Source organism: Pseudomonas putida S13.1.2, from assembly GCF_000498395.2.
GTDB classification, from domain to species: Bacteria; Pseudomonadota; Gammaproteobacteria; order Pseudomonadales; family Pseudomonadaceae; genus Aquipseudomonas; species Aquipseudomonas putida_Q.
Genome location: NZ_CP010979.1, coordinates 1,479,429 through 1,498,382 on the forward strand (window position 1 = coordinate 1,479,429; position 18,954 = coordinate 1,498,382).

At 64.4% G+C, this 18,954-nt stretch carries 14 protein-coding genes, 2 pseudogenes and 1 riboswitch; of the genes and pseudogenes, 2 read left to right on the plus strand and 14 right to left on the minus strand.

All coding sequences use genetic code 11. The features are described 5' to 3' along the window. Positions 1-127: 127 nt before the first annotated feature. Positions 128-757 (plus strand): annotated as a pseudogene (locus tag N805_RS31235) (PAS domain-containing protein); the annotation flags it as partial. Positions 758-910: 153 nt separating this feature from the next. Continuing rightward, positions 911-1,342, plus strand: a pseudogene (locus N805_RS31240) (methyl-accepting chemotaxis protein); the annotation flags it as partial. On the opposite strand, the gene N805_RS06725 reads toward N805_RS31240, so the two are convergent. From N805_RS06725 to N805_RS06790, 14 genes are all read right to left on the minus strand, one after another. Further along, on the minus strand, positions 1,317-4,586 hold the full coding sequence (locus tag N805_RS06725; protein ID WP_028612991.1) for a transporter substrate-binding domain-containing protein: 3,270 nt from the start codon (positions 4,584-4,586) through the stop codon (positions 1,317-1,319). The pseudogene N805_RS31240 and the gene N805_RS06725 overlap by 26 nt on opposite strands. 13 nt (positions 4,587-4,599) lie before the next feature. Further along, entirely contained in the window at positions 4,600-5,214 is a 615-nt protein-coding gene (locus N805_RS06730) for a response regulator transcription factor (RefSeq protein ID WP_028612990.1), read from the minus strand. Between the two features lie 222 nt (positions 5,215-5,436). Continuing rightward, positions 5,437-5,679: a DUF1272 domain-containing protein gene (locus tag N805_RS06735; RefSeq protein ID WP_028612989.1), complete on the minus strand. Its 243-nt coding sequence runs from the start codon at positions 5,677-5,679 to the stop codon at positions 5,437-5,439. A 66-nt stretch (positions 5,680-5,745) separates the two neighbouring features. Then, positions 5,746-6,498 (minus strand): precorrin-4 C(11)-methyltransferase, encoded by a 753-nt coding sequence (cobM, locus tag N805_RS06740; RefSeq protein ID WP_028612988.1) that lies wholly within the window; start codon positions 6,496-6,498, stop codon positions 5,746-5,748. A gap of 33 nt (positions 6,499-6,531) precedes the next feature. After that, positions 6,532-6,921, minus strand: coding sequence for a cobalamin biosynthesis protein (locus tag N805_RS06745; RefSeq protein ID WP_028612987.1), 390 nt, complete (start codon positions 6,919-6,921; stop codon positions 6,532-6,534). Next, positions 6,921-7,607 carry a CbtA family protein gene (locus tag N805_RS06750; protein ID WP_028612986.1) on the minus strand — a complete coding sequence of 229 codons (687 nt, stop codon included), beginning with the start codon at positions 7,605-7,607 and terminating at the stop codon, positions 6,921-6,923. Before N805_RS06750 ends, N805_RS06745 begins: the two co-directional genes overlap by 1 nt. 9 nt (positions 7,608-7,616) lie before the next feature. Beyond that, on the minus strand, positions 7,617-7,805 hold the full coding sequence (locus N805_RS06755) for a CbtB domain-containing protein (protein ID WP_028612985.1): 189 nt from the start codon (positions 7,803-7,805) through the stop codon (positions 7,617-7,619). Between the two features lie 93 nt (positions 7,806-7,898). After that, positions 7,899-8,123, minus strand: a riboswitch (cobalamin riboswitch). A gap of 98 nt (positions 8,124-8,221) precedes the next feature. Beyond that, on the minus strand, positions 8,222-10,696 hold the full coding sequence (locus N805_RS06760; protein WP_028612984.1) for a TonB-dependent receptor plug domain-containing protein: 2,475 nt from the start codon (positions 10,694-10,696) through the stop codon (positions 8,222-8,224). A gap of 235 nt (positions 10,697-10,931) precedes the next feature. After that, positions 10,932-12,032 (minus strand): LLM class flavin-dependent oxidoreductase, encoded by a 1,101-nt coding sequence (locus tag N805_RS06765; RefSeq protein WP_028612983.1) that lies wholly within the window; start codon positions 12,030-12,032, stop codon positions 10,932-10,934. A gap of 27 nt (positions 12,033-12,059) precedes the next feature. After that, the gene (locus N805_RS06770; RefSeq protein WP_028612982.1) at positions 12,060-13,394 is read right to left on the minus strand and encodes an LLM class flavin-dependent oxidoreductase; all 1,335 of its coding nucleotides are present in this window, start codon (positions 13,392-13,394) and stop codon (positions 12,060-12,062) included. 433 nt (positions 13,395-13,827) lie between these two features. Further along, the gene (locus N805_RS06775) at positions 13,828-15,450 is read right to left on the minus strand and encodes a dipeptide ABC transporter ATP-binding protein (RefSeq protein ID WP_028612981.1); all 1,623 of its coding nucleotides are present in this window, start codon (positions 15,448-15,450) and stop codon (positions 13,828-13,830) included. Further along, positions 15,447-16,337, minus strand: coding sequence for an ABC transporter permease (locus tag N805_RS06780; RefSeq protein ID WP_028612980.1), 891 nt, complete (start codon positions 16,335-16,337; stop codon positions 15,447-15,449). The genes N805_RS06775 and N805_RS06780 overlap by 4 nt, the downstream gene beginning before the upstream one ends. A gap of 2 nt (positions 16,338-16,339) precedes the next feature. Further along, entirely contained in the window at positions 16,340-17,290 is a 951-nt protein-coding gene (locus N805_RS06785; protein WP_028612979.1) for an ABC transporter permease, read from the minus strand. Continuing rightward, positions 17,287-18,915 carry an ABC transporter substrate-binding protein gene (locus tag N805_RS06790; RefSeq protein WP_028612978.1) on the minus strand — a complete coding sequence of 543 codons (1,629 nt, stop codon included), beginning with the start codon at positions 18,913-18,915 and terminating at the stop codon, positions 17,287-17,289. The genes N805_RS06785 and N805_RS06790 overlap by 4 nt, the downstream gene beginning before the upstream one ends. Positions 18,916-18,954 lie beyond the last annotated feature (39 nt).

The window sequence follows — 18,954 nt, forward strand, 5'->3', positions numbered from 1 at the left end:
GCGCATAAAGGAGCCCGGCGTCATGTTCGATTTCCATCGCAAATCCGATTTGGTTGAGATCCAGCGTAGTCACCAGGCTTTGGCCGGCGCACAAGCCAAGCTGGCGGCAATCAGCCGTTCGATGGCGATGATCGAGTTCGCCCCCGATGGCACTATCCTCGATGCCAACGAGCGTTTCTGCCAGGCCATGGGCTACAGCGCCGACGAATTGCGTGGCAAGCACCACCGGCTGTTCTGCGAGCCGGGCTACGCGCAAAGCGCCGAGTACCAACAACTGTGGCGCGAACTGGGCCAGGGCAAGGCCATCAGCGGTACCTTCGAACGCCTCGACAAGGCCGGCCGCGAGGTCTGGCTGGAGGCCAGCTACATGCCGGTGCTGGACGAGCAGCGTCAGGTCATCAGCGTGATAAAGGTAGCAGCCGACATCAGTCAGCGGGTGGTGCAGGAGCACGAGAGCGAGAGCCTGCTGAAGGCGATCGGGCGCTCCATGGCGGTGATTGAGTTCACCCCGCAAGGCCGGGTGATCAAGGCTAACCAGAACTTCCTCGACACCATGGGCTATCGCCTGGACGAAGTGGTCGGCCGCCATCATGGGCTGTTTTGCCTGCCGCATGAGCGCGAGTCGGCCGCGTATCGCGAGTTCTGGGCATCGCTCAACCGCGGCGAATACCATTCGCACCGCTTCGAACGCATCAACAAGCAGGGCCAGATGGTCTATCTGGAGGCCTCATACAACCCGATATTCGACAGCAAGGGCCGCTTGTACAAAGTGGTGAAGTTCGCCAGTGACATCACCCGCCAGGTCTGCACGCAGCAAACCGCTGCCGATGCCGCCCATGCCAGTTCCATGCAGACCGATGCCTGCGCACGCAAGGGCACCGAGGTGGTGCAGCAGACGGTGCAGGTGATCGAACAGATTTCCCATGAGCTGAACGAGGCTGCGCGCAGCATCGATGCCGTGAGCAAGCAGTCGGATGTGATCGGGCAGATCGTGCTGACCATACGTGGCATTGCCGACCAGACCAACCTTTTAGCCTTGAACGCGGCCATCGAGGCGGCCCGCGCCGGTGATCATGGGCGTGGTTTTGCCGTAGTGGCCGACGAGGTGCGCAACCTGGCGGCGCGAACCAGCAAGGCCACCCTGGAAATCGTCGACGTCGTACGGCAGAACCACGACCTGTCACTGCTGGCCGTGGCCAGCATGCAGTCAAGTCTTACCCGGACTGGTCATGGGGTTGCGCTGGCCAACGAGGCAGGTACGGTGATCATGGAAATCCAGCAGGGTTCACGGCACGTCGTGGATGCGATCAGCCAGATCAGCTCGACGCTGCAATTGCATTGAGCGCATCCTTCAGTTCGTTCAGCAGGGCTTGCAGGTTGATTTGCAGTCGTTCACGTTGCACAACCGTTGGCAGGCCCTGCGCATGAGCGTTCTCGATGGCTTCGCAATCCTTTACCACACCGCGCACTCTGATCATCTTTGCGCCGCCCTTGATGCGATGGGCCAGGGTACGGACCGCCTCAGCGGAGGCCTCGGGCGCCAGCGCACGCAAGGTGGCCAGATCTTCGCCGACGCTGATTGACAGCTGTTCCAACAGATGCCGCGTCAGTTGCTTGTCGTCCTGTGTCAAGTGGCGCAGCTCTGCCAGGTTGAAGCCGCTACTGGGCAGTGGCGTCTCTTGAGCGGCGCGGGCTTGGGGCAGGTGGGCCTTGAGCGTGTGCAGGCCGATTGGCTTGAACAGGCATTCGTCCATGCCGCTGGCCAGGCAACGGTCACGCTCTTCGGCCTGGGCATTGGCAGTCACACCGAGGATCTGGCAGGCCGGCAGGCTGCGTTCGGCTTCAAGGCTGCGAATGCGACGGGCGAGTTCGTGGCCGTCCATGACTGGCATGCTGCAATCGGTGATCACCAGGTCGAAACGCGCGGCCTGCCAGCGCTCCAGCGCAACCTGGCCGTTGTCTGCCAAAGTCACGTGATGACCGAGGGTGTGCAGTTGCCGTTCCAGCAACAGCAGGTTGGCAGGGTAGTCGTCGACCACCAGAATTTTCAAAGGGTCGGTGCTGGGTTCGGCTGCCGGGGTCAGTTGCTGCACAGGCTTCGGTGCAGGGCAGGCTGGCAACTGCAAGCTGACCTGCACCTTGGTGCCGACGCCTTCGACGCTTTGCAGGCCCAAGCTGCCGCCCATCAGTTCGGCAAAGGTACGGCTGATGACCAACCCCAGGCCTGCCCCTTGGCGGGTTCGCGGGCCGTCAGCCTGAACGAAGGCGTTGAACAGCCTGGCCTGATCAACGGGGCTGATGCCGATGCCGGTGTCACGCACAGACAATTCGATTGGCAGGCTGCTGTGCCCATCGGCTGGAGGTATCAGCAAGCTGGCCTGCACCTCACCGCGGTCGGTGAACTTGATGGCGTTGCTGATCAAATTGGACAGTATCTGCTTGACCCGCAACGGGTCTGCCAGCACCCAGACCGGCCCGGCGGGAAGTTCTGCGTGCAGATGCAAGCCTTTGGCCCGAGCGTTGCCCTCGAAAACCCGTACCGTAGCGCGTACCAGCTCGACCAGGTTAGTGGGTATCGGTTGCAGGGTAATGTGCCCGGATTCGATGCGGGAAATGTCGAGAATATCGCCAATCAGTTCAAGCAGGTCGATGGCCGAGCCATGGGCAGTCTGCAGGGTCTGGGCGTCGCAGCGGCCCTCGCGGCTGTCTTCCAGCGCCAACTCCAGCAGGCCGATCACGGCATTCATCGGGGTGCGGATTTCATGGCTCATGGTGGCCAGGAAGGTGCTTTTGGTCTGGCTGGCTTGCTCTGCGTCGTCCTTGGCTTGGCGAAGCTGTTCGAGCAGGCCACGGCTCAAGGCCAACTGCGCTTGCAGCGCGTGCTGGGCCTCGGTGCGCTGGTTGATCAGCTTGCGCAGGTAGCTGTTCCAGAACACCACGCCCGCCAGCAGCAGGGCCGACAAGACCAGCACCTGCAAGGCCAGTGTACGGTAGTCGCGCCAGGGGCTGTCGCTGACCAAGGTTCTGGTGCGCCAGCGATTGGCCAGTTGGTCGAGCTCTTCGGGTGGAATGCTCAGCAGCGCCTTGTCGAGAATGGCCTGTAGCTGCGGCTGGTCCGCAGCCACGGCGAAGGCGGCAATGGCAGGGGCGTCGTCCAGCACGCTGGCGATGCGCAAGCGGCCTTTGAAGACATGGCTGATGTAGTAGGCTGCATTGATCTGGCTACTGAGGGCAACGTCGGCAGCCCCGCCGGCCACGGCCTCCATCAGGCCGAGCGGGTTGTCCACCTCCACCAGCCGGGCCTGCGGATAGCGTTGTTGCAGCAGCACCCGCTGCGGCGAGCCACGTACCACGGCGATACGCTGGCCATCCAGTGCCTTGGCTTGTGTGGGGTACGTGCTGTCGCTGCGGGTAACCAGCACGCGAGGGCTGACCAGGTAGGGCCGGGTATAGCGCAGTTGTTTCGAGCGATCCGCGCCGTAGCCCAAGGCACCGATCATTTGTGCATCGCCGCGGGCCAGGCGCTCGATCATCGTCTGCGCCGAATCGCTTTCGACCGGCCGGAACTGTAGCCCGGTGCGCAGCGAGATCTGTTTCAGCAGGTCAAGGGTGATGCCGGTTGGGCGGTGTTCGGCGTCGTTGAACATCAATGGCGCCAGCGAGGTGTTGAGCAATACGTCGATGTAGGGGTGGGCAGCGATCCAGGCTTTTTCTTCGTTGCTCAAGACGGTGAGATGGCGCTGCAGCAGCAGGCTGGTGTTGCCACTGCTCCAGCGGCGCAGGATGTTCAGGCGCTCGCTTTCGTTGATGCGGGCCAGTGCCTTGTCAACCAACCTGTGCAAGCGAGGGTTTTCTTTGGCCAGGGCAAAGGCAAATGCACCAGCAGGGACCTGGCAGAAGTGATCGATTCTCAGTATGCCCTGGTAACTCTTGCCAATCGTGAAGTCGGTGCTGATGGCATCGCCCAGATAGGCATCGGCCTCACCCAGATAAACGGCGGCCAACCCGGCAAGGGTAGAGCGGTACAGGCTTAACTGTGCTTTGGGGTAGAGGTTGCGTACGGTGCTGGCCGGCAGGTAGTGATCGACCATGGCCAGGCGCAGGCCGGCGAGGTCGGGTGTGTTCTTCAGGCTGCTCCCCTCACGGGCGACGATGACCGGCAGGTCGTCGGCATACGGGGTGCTCAGGTTAAGCTGGGCGTCTGCCGCTTCGAAGGCATTGGAGCTGCCCAGCAGGTCGATACTGCCCGCTCGCAACGCGGCGATGGCCTCGTGGCGGCTGTCGAATCGGCGCACCTCGATGCTCACGCCCAGCTGCTCGGCGATGATGCCCGCGTAGTCTGCGCTAATGCCTTCGTAGTCCTGTTGGCTGGCATTCATTTCGAACGGCGGATAGTCGGGCCGCGAACTGCCTAGCACCAGGTGTTGACGTCGTTGCAGCCAGTCCCGATCTTCGCTGGACAATTGCAGTGGGGCTGCGGCGCTGACCGAGCGCGCCAGCAGTTGGCGAGGTTCGCTGCTCGCCAGCAGCGCGGTGGGGCCGGCCAGGCCGATGGCCAGGAGCATGCACGCCAGCAGGCGCTTCATGGCGGCCGAACGCTCAGTAGACGCTGTTGCGTTTGGCCAGGTCGACCATTTCAACCAGCGATTCGGTCTTGAGCTTTTCCATGATACGGCCCCGGTAGGTGCTGATGGTCTTGGCACTCAGGTTCATGCAGGTGCCGATATTTTTGTTGTTTTCGCCGCGCGCCAGGCGCCGCAGCACTTCCATTTCACGGTTCGACAGGCTGGCCAGGCGTACCGGTTCGCTCTCCAGCGAGTTGCTGTTGACCGACATTTGCGGGAAGGTCGAATAGCCCTTGACCAAGGCCTTGAGGGCAAACAGCAGTGCTTCGTGATCTTCTTCCTTGGTGACGAATGCGCCGATGCCAGCATCCAGGCAACGCCGTACATACAGGTCGGTGGCCTGGCCGGTCAGCACCATGATCTTGGGCACAGGCTCGAGGCATTGCAGGCGTTTGATCACTTCCATGCCATCCAGGCCGGGCAGGCCGATGTCGAGCACTACCACGTCCGGGCGCAGTTCGCGGGCTACCTGCGCCACTTCGCTGCCGTTACCAACTTCACCCACAACATGAAAGCGTTCACGTTCGAGCAGTAGACGCAGGGATAGTCGGACAATGGGGTGGTCGTCGACGATCAGCACGGTTGTCATGTAGAAAACTCCTGTCAAGATGTGGTCCGCTTCCTGGAACACTCAGGAATACGTCTGCAAGTGGGTTAATCGGAAGCGCTGCAAGATACGACCAATCCCGAGGTTTGGTAATGCCGAGTATAGAAGTGTTGATAATCCGCGCGCTTGTTGTTGAAAAGTCCTACAAGCATTGGGAAAGACATCACCCTATCAAAGCGGCAATGCCTGGTTTGAGGTGTGCAGTCAGGCGCAAGCAGCGTGTGCTTTGTTCACACGTTGGGTGGCAGCGGGGTTATTGACCAGCGCCTGGCCGACCCGCGTGGGGCGGGCCACCAGCTGGCCGGCACAGTTCGGGCAGCGGCCGTTGAAGCGGGTATCGGCGCAGGCGCGGCAGAAGGTGCATTCGAAGGAGCAGATCAGCGCATCGGGGCTGTCGCCCGGCAGGTCGGTATCGCAGCACTCGCAGTTGGGGCGTAATTCCAGCATGGGTGTGACTCCTGTTCGCAGGCGGGAACCCGGAGTCTGCTACGCCCGTGGCAATGCTGGCAATGCTCAGTCGCCAGGGCGGTACAGGTGGGCGTGCCCGGCACGGTACAAGGCCGACTCGGCGAATGGCGCATCCCCGAGCACGTGACCTACCAGGATCAGCGCCGTGCGGCGAAAGTCCTTGGCTGCAACCCGTTCGACGATATCGCCAAGGGTGCCGCGCACCCAGTCCTGGTCCGGCCATGTGGCACGATGTACCACCGCCACCGGGCAGTGCGCGCCGTAGTGCGGGAGCAGTTCTTCGACGATCCGCGACAGGTGCTTGACCCCCAGGTGAATCGCCAAGGTGCTGCCATGGCGCGCCAGGTCGCCCAGTTGTTCGCCGGGTGGCATTGGCGAACTGTCGCCATAGCGGGTGAGGATCACCGTCTGCGCTACCTGGGGCAGGGTCAGCTCGCAGCCGAGCAGCGCAGCGCTGGCCGCCGTGGCGGTGACCCCGGGGATGATCTGGTAATCGATGCCCAGCGCCTGCAAGTGGCGGATCTGCTCACCGATGGCGCCGTACAGGCTGGGGTCGCCGCTGTGCACCCGGGCCACGTCCTGGCCTTGTTCGTGCGCGCTGCGAATGGCGGCGATGATCTGCTCCAGGTGCAACTCGGCACTGTTGATCACGGTCTCGGCCTGGTGGTCTTCGAGCACGGCAGCAGGTACCAGTGAGCCGGCATAGATGATCACCGGGCACTGGCGGATCAGCCGTTGGCCCTTGACCGTGATCAGTTCCGGGTCGCCGGGGCCGGCACCGATGAAGTACACCGTCATGGAAAGTCCTTGCAGGAAAGAGAAGCGAAATGGTCAACAGGCCAGGGCGAGGGTCGCCGTGCCCAGTACTTGGCGGGTCAGCAGCAACCGGGCTGTGCTCCCGGGCTGCTGGCTGGCCAGGGCCAGCGCCGCGCTCTCGGCCACGCCCCAGCAGCCGCTGTGGGCATGGGCTGTGGCAGAGCGGTGGCTGAGCAGCGGCTCAAAGGCCTGCAGTTGCGCGCTATGGTACAGCACCAACGGCAAGCCAAGGCGTTCGGCCAGTTGCTGCAAGCCGGCTTCGTCGCCCTTGAAGCTGATAGTGGCAATGCCGTGCAGGTCGGCAAGCGCCAGGCCCTGGCTAGCCAGGGCGTGGAGCAGCAGGGTCTGCAGGGTATCCGCCGGGCAGCCCCGGCGGCAGCCGAAGCCGGCGTAGAACGCCGGCATCAGGCCTTGCTGGAGCGGCGGAACAGCCACGCACTGAGCAGGCCCAAGGCTACCCAGAAGGCAGCGTTGGTCAGCCAGGAGGCCATCTTGAACTGGGTCTCCAGTGCTTCGGGGGCCAGGCTCTCATGCACTTCGGGCTGTGGGGCGCCAATCACATGGGGGATGACCAGCAACACGGCGCCCAGCGCCTTCAACAACCAGTGCCGGGCGAACACCAGCAAGGCCAGGCCAAGGGCGGTGGCGCTGGCCGTGCCAACCCACCATGCCTGGCGTTGTCCCAGGTCGGCGGCGGCAGTGCCGGGCAGCTCCGGCGGCAACCCCAACGTTGGGGCCAGGCAGAACACGGCAAAACCGGCCAGGCCCCACAGCGCACCGGTGCCGGCACGCTGCGGTTCGCGCAGGCTGTACAGGGCGGCGAGAATCAGGGCGAAGCCGACTGCGACCACCAGGTTGCCCCCGGTGGTGGACAGCACCCGCTGCCAACCGTCTTCCGGCGACCAGGCTTCGGCGCTGTGCTCATGGGCGGCCACTTCGCCACCATGTTCGTGCTGTGCGGCCGGGGCCGATGATTCGTAGGTTTCCGCCTCAAGAATCAGCGGGGCGACCCAGAAGCTTTGCAGCAGGGTCAGCAGCAGGGCCGCAAGCAGCCCGCTGAAGCCCGCGGTACGGGCAATGCGCGTGATCATCAGGCGTACTCAGTGGCAGGGGAAGGCGGCGCTGTGGCGGGTGTCGTGGGCGGCGTTGTGCACGGCCTCGATGTGCGAGAAACCGGCGAAGTACACCAGGCACAGACCCAGCAGGCTGGCGCCGACGGCGATGACGATGCGCTGGCTGAGGGTGACGGGTGTGGCAAGGCTGTGTTGCTTGGTGCTGGTGACGGGCATGACGCGTTCCTCTGCTTTTTGTGGGCAACGGGCAAGCGCGGCATCCCCGATGCGTGGCCGCCCAGGGGAATGCAACAGCGCCCGCCCACCGCGGGGTGTTCATGAACGTCAGGCCGGTCTCCGGGCTTGCGAGGAGGAGCAGGGCTCCTGGAAAGCGTCACCTTCCCATGCCGGACTACATGGCACAGTGGTACAGACGCTTCACTCGCTTACCGTTGCGGGGGCAGCACCGGCCTTGTCCGGCCCTGCTGGAGGGCCTGGGACGCACCGGTTTCCCGTTTCACCCCCTGTGGGGGCACCTGAACGTGAGGCATAAGGAGAGCATGGGGCGGGCTTTGCGTCAATTGCCAAGTACCGGGTTGGATTCTTCGCGGGTGAACCCGCTCCCACAGGCCAGGAGCAAATGTGCAGATGCTTCAGAAGTCATAGGCCAGCTTGGTGTACCAATAGCCGCCACCTGGGTGGAACGGCGGGTTGCCGTACGCCGCCTGGTTGCCGTTGGCGTTGTACACCCCGTTCTTGTCGGGCCGCACATTGAAGATGTTGGTGCCACCCACACTGACGGTCAGGCTGTCGAACAGCAGGTACGACAGGTCCAGGTCGGTGATCCACTTGGCGCCAAAGGTGCGGTCCTGGGCCTGGTTCTGCTGCCAGGTTTCGACCTTGCCGTAGCGGGTGGTCTGCAAGGTGCCGGTGAAGTTGCCCAGCAACCACTGGCTGCCCAATACCCATTTGGTCTTCGGCGAAGCTGCCACCAGGTCACCTTCACGGCCATGGCCGACCACGTCGATGCCGGCAGCGGCCAGCGCGGCGGGCGTACCCCGGGTGCCGCGAACGGTAGTCTTGTTCCAGTTGAAGCCCAAGGTCCAGCGCACATCGCCCCAGGCACCGAACTCGCTGGTGTGGTCACCCACCAGGTCGAGGCCGCGGGTGCGGGTGTCGAAGGCATTGGTGTAGTAGTTGATCCAGGTGGTGCGCGCCAGGCCCAGCGATTCGAGGATGTCGCCAATGGCACCGGCACCGTTCTGCCGGTCGTAGAGGTTTTCGGTCAACAGGATGCGGTCGTCGATGTCGATCAGGTAGGCGTCCAGGGTGACACTGGTGCGGCGCGCCGGTTGCCAGGTCAGGCCAAGGCCGGCGTTGCGCGATTTCTCCGGGTCGAGCTTGTCGCCGCCGAATGCCAGCGCGGCGGCACTGCCGGGCGCCACGGTGCGGCGCAAGGCCGGCACCACATTGCCGTCGGCGTCCAGCGCGGTACGGTTGTCGCTGACCGTGTAGCCACTCTGGGTCAGCGACGGTGCACGGAAACCACTACCCAGGGTGCCACGCAGCGCCACGGTTTCGCTCAGTTCATAGCGCGAATTGAGCTTGAAGCTGGCGGTGTTGCCCGAGTCGTCGTCGTAGTGCTCGACGCGCGCGGCGGCGCCCAGGTACCAGCGCGGGGTCAGGTCCAGGCCGAGGTCGATGTAAGCGGCATAGTTGTTGCGCTTCACATCGGCCTCGTCTTCCGGGCGGATGGTCAGCGCAGCCTGGGCGCCCACGGCGGTCTGGCCGTTGGCCAGCGCATAAAGCGGGTTGGGGCGCCCGTCGGCCAGGGTGGCCGGGTAGGTGTAGGGCCCGACGCTGTAGGCGATGGGGTCGCCGGCGAACGTCTGGAAGCGCTCCCAGCGGTGCTCCAGGCCTGCCGAGACGCGGGTCGGTACCGCCAAGCCGAACAGGCCATCGAAGGCGCGGGTGATGTCCAGGTTGTTCACCCACTGGTCGAACTGCAACGTCGCCAGGTCATCGAACGAGGTTGGCGAGGCCGGGCCATAGGTGGGGTTGATGGTCAGGTCGCTGGACTGTTGGTTCTTGTTGCGCCCGTAGGTGGTGGACAGGTCCCAGTCCCAGGCACCGGCAGCGCCTCGGGCGCCGAGCAGCCACTGGTAGTCGGTGTCCTTGATATTGTTGAGCGGGAAGTATCCGTCGGGGAACAACTCGGGAATCGAGGCATTGCTGTTGGGCAGGCGGTAATTGTTGAAGGCCTCGAGCTTGCGCTCGGCATAGGTGGCGAACGAATACAGCTTCAGGTCGTCGCTGATGGGGAGCTCGGCGTTGTAACCGAGGTTGAAGGCGCGCAGGTCGGGGTCGCCATTCTTCACAGCCCGATGGTCCCAGCCGGCCTGGCGGTCGTCTTCGAAGTAGGCGCGGTAATCGGGGGCGGCCTTGTCGATCCAGTTGGCGGTGCCGCGCTTGCGTGCCTCACCCGACAGGTGCAGGAAACCGCCATCACCCAGGCTGAAACCTTGGTCGCCAGCCAGCTTGATGGTTTCCCCCTGGCCGCTGTACAGCTGGCCGTAGCTGCTTTCGTAATGGCCGCCGCTGCTGGCGCTCTTGAGGATGATGTTGATCACCCCGGCCACCGCATCAGAGCCGTACTGGGCGGCGGCGCTGTCTTTCAGCACTTCGATGTGTGACACGGCGCTGACAGGGATCATGTCGATATCAACGGCGTTGGCACCGCTGTTGTCGGTCGAGCCGCTGGCCGGCACGCTGCTGTTGTGGCGGCGTTTGCCATTGACCAGCACCAGGGTGTAGGCCGGGCCCAGGCTGCGGTTGCTCAGCGGCCGCACGCCAGACTGAAAGCCGGCGATGTTGGTGCCGAAGTTGAACGAGGGCAGCAGTTTGGAAATGGCCTCGGACAGCTCGGCGCGGCCGGTGCGCAACAGCTGTTCGCTGCTGATCACGTCGATGGGTGCCGGGCTGTCGGCCACGGTGCGCTGGTTGCCCCGCAGGCCGGTGGAGATCACCGTGACGGTGTCCAGGCGTTGGTCTTCGGTAGTTGAAGCAGCATCGGCGAACGGGGTGAGCAGACAGGCCAGGGGCAGGGCGAAAAACGGTGTTCTAGACATCATGTCCTCGGAGTACGGTGGAGCACGCAGGCGACTAGGCGCCAGGCCCTGACAGGGCTGGCGTAGGGTGTTTGGGAAAGTGTTTGCCTGCACCGCCTCTTCGCGGCGGTTCGACGCCTCGACATGCCCGCTCACACAGGAATTGCACAGGCCATGAGGTCAGTGATTTTCCTGTGGGAGCGGGCTCGTCGAGGCGTCGAACCGCCGCGAAGAGGCCGGTGCAGCGAATGGAGATCTAGGCTGTGCGGGTGCTGCGTCCAGCCTCATGCTGTTCTACCAACGCCCGAATACGGGGAATGAGGTCCTGCCCGTATTCCACCGCATCCCGCAGTTGGTCGAACCCACGGAACAGGAAGGTAGTAACCCCCAGCTCGTAGTAGGCCAGTGCGGCCTCGGCCACCTGGTCTGCAGTGCCTACCAGCGAGGTGGAGTTACCGGCACCGCCGCCCAAAGCAGCAATCTCGGTCCACAGTCGGGTGTCATGCACCTTGCGCTGGCTGGCCAGCTGCACCAGGCGTTCGGAGCCGGCGTTGCTCTTGCCGAAGTTTTTCTCGCGGCGGTTGCCCTGGCGGATGCCGATGCGGGTCTGGGCGTCGGCCAGAATACGCTCGGCGCGGGCCCAGGCTTCGGCCTCGGTGCCGCCCAGGATCGGTCGCAACGACAGGCTGAAGCGGATGTGTTTCTCGCGCCCGTAGCGGGCGGCGGCCTTGCGCACCTTGGCGATGCGCTCGCGTACCTGCTCCAGCGGTTCGCCCCACATCATGTAGACGTCGGCGTGCTTGGCGGCGACTTCAACCGCGGCGTCTGACGCACCGGAGAAGTAGATGGGCAAATGCTGCACCGGTTTGACCAAGGTCAGGTTGTCTTCAACGCGGTAGTGAGTGCCCTGGTGGTCGAAGGGCTCCTGGCGGGTCCAGGTGTTGCGCAGTACCTGCAGGTATTCATCGGTGCGGGCATAACGGGCATCCTTGTCGAGGAAGTCGCCATCGCGCTGCAGGTCGCCGCTGTCGCCGCCGGTGATGACGTTGATCGAGGCCCGGCCCCGGCTCAGTTGGTCGAGGGTGGCGAACTGGCGGGCGGCGAAAGTTGGCGCCTGGAAGCCCGGGCGGTGGGCGACCAGCAGGCCGATACGCTCGGTAAGCGCTGCCACGTAGCTGGCCAGGATCATCGAGTCCGGTGCACTGGTGTTGACTGCCAGCAATGCCTTGTCGAAACCGCCATATTCCTGGGCCTGGGAAAAGGCCTTGATGAACTCCAGATCAACCAGCGGGCCACGTGGCGCCTGGGATTCGCTGCTTTCCTGCGGGCCGATGAGGCCGATGAATTCGAGGCTCATGAAACAGAACTCCTTGTCTGGGTGGGCTCAGGCAACCGCTGCCTGGCTGCGGCGCAGGGTGTTGCGGTTTTCTGGCACGCTGAGGCCGAAATTGTCGCGCAGGGTTTTACCGGTGTACTCACTGCGCACCAGGCCACGGGCTTGCAGCAGCGGAGCCACGTGTTCGGTGAAGTACTGCAGGCCATCCGGTAGCAACGAGTTGATGATGAAACCGTCGGCAGCGTCGTTTTCGAACCAGTGCTGCAAGGCATCGGCAACCTGCTCCGGGGTGCCGACGAAGTCTCTGCGCGGGCGCGAGAAGCGCAGTGCCAGTTCGCGCAGGCTCAGGCCTTCATCACGGGCCAGTTGCTTGAGCTGGTCCGAGGTGCCCTTGTGGCTGTCGTTGCCCAGGGTGCCGAGGTCGGGGAAGGGCGCATCCAGGTCATGTTGGCTGAAGTCGTAGTCGTTGAAGGGGCGACCCAGGGCAACCAGGGCATCCTCGATGCTCACCAGGTTGACGGCCTGCTGGTAGCGCTGTTCAACCTCCTCGGCGTTGCGGCCGACGATGGGGCGGATGCCGGGCAGGATGAACAGTGCGTCCGGGGCGCGGCCATGGCGCGCGGCACGCTGCTTGAGGTCCTGGTAATAGGCGTGGGCATCGTCGAACGATTCGGGGCTGACAAAGATGGCGTCGGCGTTTTGCGCCGCGAAGTTGCGGCCGTCTTCCGACACGCCAGCCTGGAAAATCAGCGGCTGGCCCTGGGGTGAGCGCTGGATGTTCAGCGGGCCCTTGACCTTGAAGTACTCGCCCTGGTGGCCGAGGGTGTGCAGTTTGGCCGGGTCGAAGAACTGCCCGCTTTGCTTGTCGCGGGTAAAGGCGTCGTCCTCCCACGAGTCCCACAGCCCCTTGACCACATCCACGTGCTCACGGGCAATCCGGTAACGCACGGCATGCGGCGGGTGTTCAGCCTTGCCGAAGTTGTCAGCGGTGCCGGAAAGCCAGGAGGTCACCACGTTCCAGCCTGCGCGCCCGCCGCTGATCAGGTCCAGCGAAGCGAATTGGCGTGCTACCTGGAACGGTTCGGTGTAGCTGACCGTGACCGTGGCTACCAGGCCGATGTGCTCTGTCAGCGCCGCCAGCGCCGAAAGAATGGTCAACGGCTCGAAACGGTTGAGGTAGTGCGGGCTGGAGCGGGCGTGGATGTGCAGGCTGTCGGCGATGAAGGCGAAGTCGAACTTTGCCGCCTCGGCCAGCTTTGCCTGCTGTTTGTAGAAGCCGAAATTGACACTGGCATCGGCCAGCGCCTCTGGGTGGCGCCATTCGCCCCAGCCGTGGCCGACGCCATGGATCATGGCGCCCAGGCGGATTTGTCGTTTGCTCATCGGAATACCTGTGGGTTGTGCTGCAAATGGAATGGGGACAGCCATGCGTCACCTGGCCCGTGGGCGAAGATGAAGCAGGGGTGCGGGTGAGAGAGGTGGCATGCGTGCAAGGCTCCTGGGATGGTCGTGGTGGACGGCCTCCGCCAGGAAAGGGGTCGGTCTGGAGTGACCTTAGCGGGTGTGGGGTGGGGTTGTGAAAGGCTTTGTTGTTCTATGCTAATTATGAAATACGAAAATAACAGTGGTGTTTCATAATGCTTTTTGTGCATTTTTAGTTTGAGGCTGATCTGAGATTTCTGGGGGCGCTTTGCGCCCCTTTCGCGGCACGAGGCCGCTCCTGCAAGTGACCGCGTGCCTTGAGGAAACGCGGTCCCTTGTAGGAGCGGCCTTGTGCCGCGAATGGGCTGCAAAGCAGCCCCCGAGGCCTTCAAACTCAAGCCGCGACAGTGACCAACCGCCCAGGCACGGCAGCAATCAACTCTCGCGTGTAATCATTCGTCGGCCTGTCGAACACCTGCGCCACCGTCCCGCGCTCTACCACTTGCCCCTGGCGCAGCACCAGCACGTGGTCAGCCATGCTCGCTACCACCGCCAGGTCATGCGATACCAACACATAAGCCATGCCCAGCTCCCGTTGCAGCTCATCCAGCAGTGCCAGAATCTGTGCCTGCACCGACACATCCAGCGCACTCACCGGCTCGTCGAGCAGTAACAGTTCTGGCTGTAGCGCCAGCGCCCGGGCGATGGCCACCCGCTGGCGCTGGCCGCCAGACAGTTCGCAGGGCAGGCGGTCAAGGTAGTTCAGTGGCAGGTGCACCCGCTCGATCAGTTCCCGCGCCCGCTGCTCCAGTGCTGCACCTTTGAGCAGGCCAAACGACACCAGCGGCTCGACGATGCTGTCGAACACCGTGAAACGCGGGTCGAGGGCGGCGAAGGGGTTTTGCTGGACCAGTTGCATGCGCCGGCGCAAGGGGCGGAACTGGCGCCAGCCATGGCCCGTGACATCCTCCTGGTCGAACAGCACTCGGCCTTGGCTGGGCGTTTCCAGGCCCAGGGCAATACGCAGGGTGGTGCTCTTGCCCGAACCGGATTCACCGACGATGGCCAGCGTTTGTCCCGGGTGAACCTGCAAGTCCAGGCCCTGCAACGCGATAAAGCGGTTGTCCTGGCCTTTCACCTTGGGCAACTCGAACGTTTTGCCAACCCCCTGCAGGCTGAGGATCGGTTTTGAGCCGGGCGCCAGTTGCCGCGGCTGGCGACGGGCGCTGAATGCTGGCGCGGCATTGAGCAGGGCGCGGGTATAAGGGTGCTGCGTTGCCTGCAGGATCTGCGCAGGTGTGCCTTGTTCCACTAGCTCGCCCTGCTTCATCACCAGCAGGCGGTCGGCGCGGTCGGTGGCCATGCCCAGGTCGTGGGTGATGATCAGCAACGAGATGCCACGCTCGGCCACCAGCCGCTGCAAGTGATCGAGGATCTTGCGTTGCACGGTCACGTCCAGCGCGCTGGTGGGTTCGTCGGCGATGATCAGGCGTGGGTTACCGGCCAGGGCGATGGCGATCAGCACCCGCTGGCGCATGCCGCCAGACAGCTCGTGCGGGTACTGGCGGGCGCGCAGGCTCGGGTTGTCCAGGCCAACCTGGGCGAGTAGTGCAAGCACATCGGCATCGACGCTGCGCGAGCGGCCGCCTTGGGCCAGCACCAGCGCCTCGCCGATCTGCTGGCCAATGCGCAGGGTGGGGTTGAGGCTGACCATCGGGTCTTGCGGCACCAGGCCGACGGTACGCCCACGTAGCTGGCGTTTCTGTCGTTCGCTGGCGCGCACCACATCCAGCCCGTCGACCCACAACTGGCCACTGTCGATGCGCGCCGTGCCCGGTAACAAGCCGAGCAGGGCGTTGGCCAAAGTCGACTTGCCCGAGCCTGACTCGCCGACAATGGCCACGGTCTCGCCCTGGGCCAGGCTGAAGGCAAGGTGCTTGACGGCCTGCGTAGCCTGGCCGGAGGCGTGATAACTGATGCTGAGGTCGCGTACCACAAGCAAAGGCTGGTCGTTCATCGTGGGTGCTCCTCGAAGGTGCGGGCAAGGTGGTTGAGGCTGAACACCACGGCCACCACGAACAGGCCGGGCAGCAGCGACACCCAGGGTGCGGTGATCAGGAAGTGCCGGCCGTTGGCAATCAAGGTGCCCCATTCGGCCGCTGGCGGTGCTGCGCCAAAACCGAGGAAACTCAGGCCGGCCGTGGCCAGGATGGCGGCGCCGAAGTCCAGCGTGGCCAGCACGGCCACCGGCCCCCAGGCATTGGGCAGCACATGCCGCAGCAAGGTGCGGCGCCAGCTGGCGCCACCCAGGCGTGCGGCCTCGACATAGGGCAGGGTCTTGACCCGCAGCACTTCGCCGCGGGTGGTGCGGGCAAAGCCTGGGATGATGCCGACGCCGACGGCGATCGCCACCGGCACCGTGCCAAAACCGATGGCGGTGACAATGGCCAGGGCCAGCAGCAGGCCGGGCAGGGCCAGCAGCACGTCGACCAAGCGCATGAGGGCGGCATCCAGGCGCCCGCCGGCAAACCCGGCGAGTACGCCCAGGCTCAACCCGCCCGCCAGGGCAATGCCAACCGCCAACAATGCGGCCTGCACCGACAGGCTGGCGCCATACACCACGCGGGTGTACAGGTCGCGGCCCAGCTCGTCGGTGCCGAACCAGTGGACGGCGTCAGGGGCCCGCAGCTTGTCGACGGGCGACGTGGCGTATGGGTCGAAGCTGGTCAGCCAGTGCGGCGCCAATGCCGCCAGCAGGGCGAACAGCACCACCACTAGCGCCAGGCTGAAGCCCGGGCGCGCCAGCAAAGGGGCGAGCGCCTGGCCGAGGCGCTGCAGGCGAGTGCGGCGCTTCCAGGTGGCTGGCGGGGCGGCGGCACGCAGGGGGTGAGTATCGGCGGTCATGGTCAGGTCACCTTCGTGGCGTGGGCGATGCGGGGGTCAAGGTACGGGTACAGCAGGTCGACGATCAGGTTCACCAACACGAAGGCCGCCGCCGACACCGCGACAATCGCCAGCACTACCGGGATGTCCTGGCGCAGCACGGCTTCCTGGGCCAACCGGCCGACGCCATTGCGCGAAAAGATGGTCTCGACCAGTACCGCCCCGGACACTGTGTTGCCCACCTGCAAACCGACCAGGGTAAGAATGGGCAGGGCCGCATTGCGCAGGCCGTGCCGCGCCTGCACCTGCGCACGGCTCAGGCCTTTGGCGAACGCGGTGGCGATGTAGGGCTCCTGCCACACGCCCTGGAACCCGCGCTGCAACACCTGCGCGTACACCGCAGCACTGGGGATGGCCAGCGTCACCGCCGGCAGTACCAGGCTGGCAAAACCCTGGCTGCCAGTGGCCGGGAACCAGCCCAGGCCAAAGGCGAACACCTGTATCAGTAGCAGCCCCATCCAGAACACCGGTACCGAAAAACCCAGCGATGGCAAACGCGATAGCGCCACCTTCAGCGGTTGCCATCGCAGGTAGGCGGTGAGGTAGGCCAGGCCGATGCCGCCAAGCAACGACAGTACGATGGCAAAGCCGGCCAGGGCGAGGGTTTGCGGCAGGCGCTCGGCCAGCAGCGCGGTCACCGGCCGGTTCAGTGACAGCGACTGGCCCAGGTCACCGTGCAGGGCCCGCCACAGCAGGTCGATGTACTGCTCGAAAATGCCCTTGTCCAGCCCGTAGTAGGCGCGCGCCTTGGCCAGGTCCTCGGGCGACAGGCCATCGGCTTCCATGCCCGATGCACTGAGCATGATCGCCAGGGTGTCACCGGGCAGCAGATAGAGGATGAAGTAGGTGATGGTGTAGGCGCCCCACAGCACCAGCAGCGCCTGGCCGATGCGGCCGATCAGGTAGCGGTTCATGGCTGCGCGACCTGGATGTCACTGAGGAACGCAAAGCCTTCGGCGGTCCAGCGAAAGTCCTTGACCCTAGGTGCTGTGGCGGCTTGCCACACGCGTTCGTACAGCGGGAACGCCGAGGCTTCGTCAACCAGCAGGTCTTGGAGCTGGCCATAGGCCTGGGCGCGTTGGTCGTCGCGGGTGGCGGTAATGCCGTTGTCGAACAAGGTCTGCGCCTTGGCCAAGGTGTGTGGCTCGTAAGTATTGGTGGCCAAGGTGGCACTACTGGCGGCGCGTGGGTCGAGGATGGTCTGCAGGATGATCGGATCGGCGCGCGTCATGTAGGTGGAGGTGAGGTCGTAGTTGCCCGAGGCGTTGCCGGCCACCCATTCGGCACGGGTCAGCACGTTCAGCTTGAGGTCGATGCCGACCTTGCGCAGTTGGTCTTGCACCAGCACATCGCCGGCGCTTTCGGCGGGGGAGATGTTGTAGCGCAGGGTCAGGCGTTTGCCGTCCTTGTGCCGGTAGCCGTCGTCCCCCTTGCTCCAGCCGGCGGCATCCAGCAGGCGCTCGGCGCCCTGCGGGTCGTAGGCCAGCTTGTCGGCTTGGGGCTTGAAGTACGGCGTGGTCACGTCATACACCCCGGTCACCACCGGGAACTCGGCGTTGTATACGGTGTGGGCGTAGCTGGTGCGGTCGATTGCTTTCTGCAGGGCCAGGCGCACCTGGCGGTCGCCCAGCAGGCGGTCGTTGCGGGTGTTGGGGTAGAGGTTGAGCGCCGGGCCTGGCAACGAGCGGCTCTGGATGGTCGCGCCTTTTGCCTGGAACAGCTTCAGGTCAACTTCGGAAAACGGGTTGCGTGGCCAAAGGATGTCCGCCTTGCCTTGCAGGAACAGGCCGTTGCGCACGCTTTCTTCGGGGATGTAGCTGATTTCCACGCGGTCCAGGTGGGCGGCGCCTGGGTTTTTGACGTTGGCGGAGGCCCAGGCATAGTCCGCCCGCTTGACCAGGCGTGCGCCTACTTCCGGGGTGTAGTGTTCGAGGATGAACGGGCCGGTGCCGATGATCTTGCCCAGCGAACGCTCCTGGGCGGTTAGCGCGTAGGAGGCCGGGGCGAGGATGGCCAGGTTGGTGGTGGAGGTGGCCTGCAGGAAGCCGGCGTTGGGCCGCGACAGCACCAGGCGCACGGTGAACGGGTCGACCACTTCGGCATGGTCAAAACCGGCCAGGTAGGTGGCGCCGAACGTGGCAGGCAGTTGTGCCGCGAAAGCCTTGTTGCTGTCGAAGGCGGTTTTCACGGCTTGAGCGTCGAAGCGCTCGCCGTTGCTGAAGGAGACGTCCTGGCGCAGGTGGAAGGTGTACTGCAGCGCGTCGTCACTGACCTCCCAGCTGCTGGCCAGCCAAGGGATGATGCGGCCTGTGGCCGGGTCCTGGTCGGTGAGCGATTCGGCGACGTTGCGCAGCAGTACGCGGTGTTCCAGCCAGTAGACCTGGAACGGGTCGACGCTGACCAGCGTGGTGTTGTCGCCCCAGAAGGCGATGTTCAGGGTTTTGCTGGTGGCATCTTCGCCGGAGGGGGAGCAGGCGGCGAGCGTGAAGCCCAGGGTGGTGCAGGCCAGCAGGCTTCGGGCCAGGTGAAGTGGAGGCATTGGGTGATCCTTCAATGGGATATGAGGTGTTTGTTCGGG

Bases quoted from the DNA above. Each gene is read 5' to 3' on its own strand.
- N805_RS06765 (WP_028612983.1), bottom strand. From the start codon at position 12,032: ATGAGCCTCGAATTCATCGGCCTCATCGGCCCGCAGGAAAGCAGCGAA.
- N805_RS06775 (WP_028612981.1), bottom strand. From the start codon at position 15,450: ATGAACGACCAGCCTTTGCTTGTGGTACGCGACCTCAGCATCAGTTAT.
- N805_RS06780 (WP_028612980.1), bottom strand. From the start codon at position 16,337: ATGACCGCCGATACTCACCCCCTGCGTGCCGCCGCCCCGCCAGCCACC.
- N805_RS06770 (WP_028612982.1), bottom strand. From the start codon at position 13,394: ATGAGCAAACGACAAATCCGCCTGGGCGCCATGATCCATGGCGTCGGC.
- N805_RS06750 (WP_028612986.1), bottom strand. From the start codon at position 7,607: ATGATCACGCGCATTGCCCGTACCGCGGGCTTCAGCGGGCTGCTTGCG.
- N805_RS06785 (WP_028612979.1), bottom strand. From the start codon at position 17,290: ATGAACCGCTACCTGATCGGCCGCATCGGCCAGGCGCTGCTGGTGCTG.
- N805_RS06760 (WP_028612984.1), bottom strand. From the start codon at position 10,696: ATGTCTAGAACACCGTTTTTCGCCCTGCCCCTGGCCTGTCTGCTCACC.
- N805_RS06745 (WP_028612987.1), bottom strand. From the start codon at position 6,921: ATGCCGGCGTTCTACGCCGGCTTCGGCTGCCGCCGGGGCTGCCCGGCG.
- N805_RS06790 (WP_028612978.1), bottom strand. From the start codon at position 18,915: ATGCCTCCACTTCACCTGGCCCGAAGCCTGCTGGCCTGCACCACCCTG.
- cobM (WP_028612988.1), bottom strand. From the start codon at position 6,498: ATGACGGTGTACTTCATCGGTGCCGGCCCCGGCGACCCGGAACTGATC.
- N805_RS06735 (WP_028612989.1), bottom strand. From the start codon at position 5,679: ATGCTGGAATTACGCCCCAACTGCGAGTGCTGCGATACCGACCTGCCG.
- N805_RS06755 (WP_028612985.1), bottom strand. From the start codon at position 7,805: ATGCCCGTCACCAGCACCAAGCAACACAGCCTTGCCACACCCGTCACC.
- N805_RS06730 (WP_028612990.1), bottom strand. From the start codon at position 5,214: ATGACAACCGTGCTGATCGTCGACGACCACCCCATTGTCCGACTATCC.
- N805_RS06725 (WP_028612991.1), bottom strand. From the start codon at position 4,586: ATGAAGCGCCTGCTGGCGTGCATGCTCCTGGCCATCGGCCTGGCCGGC.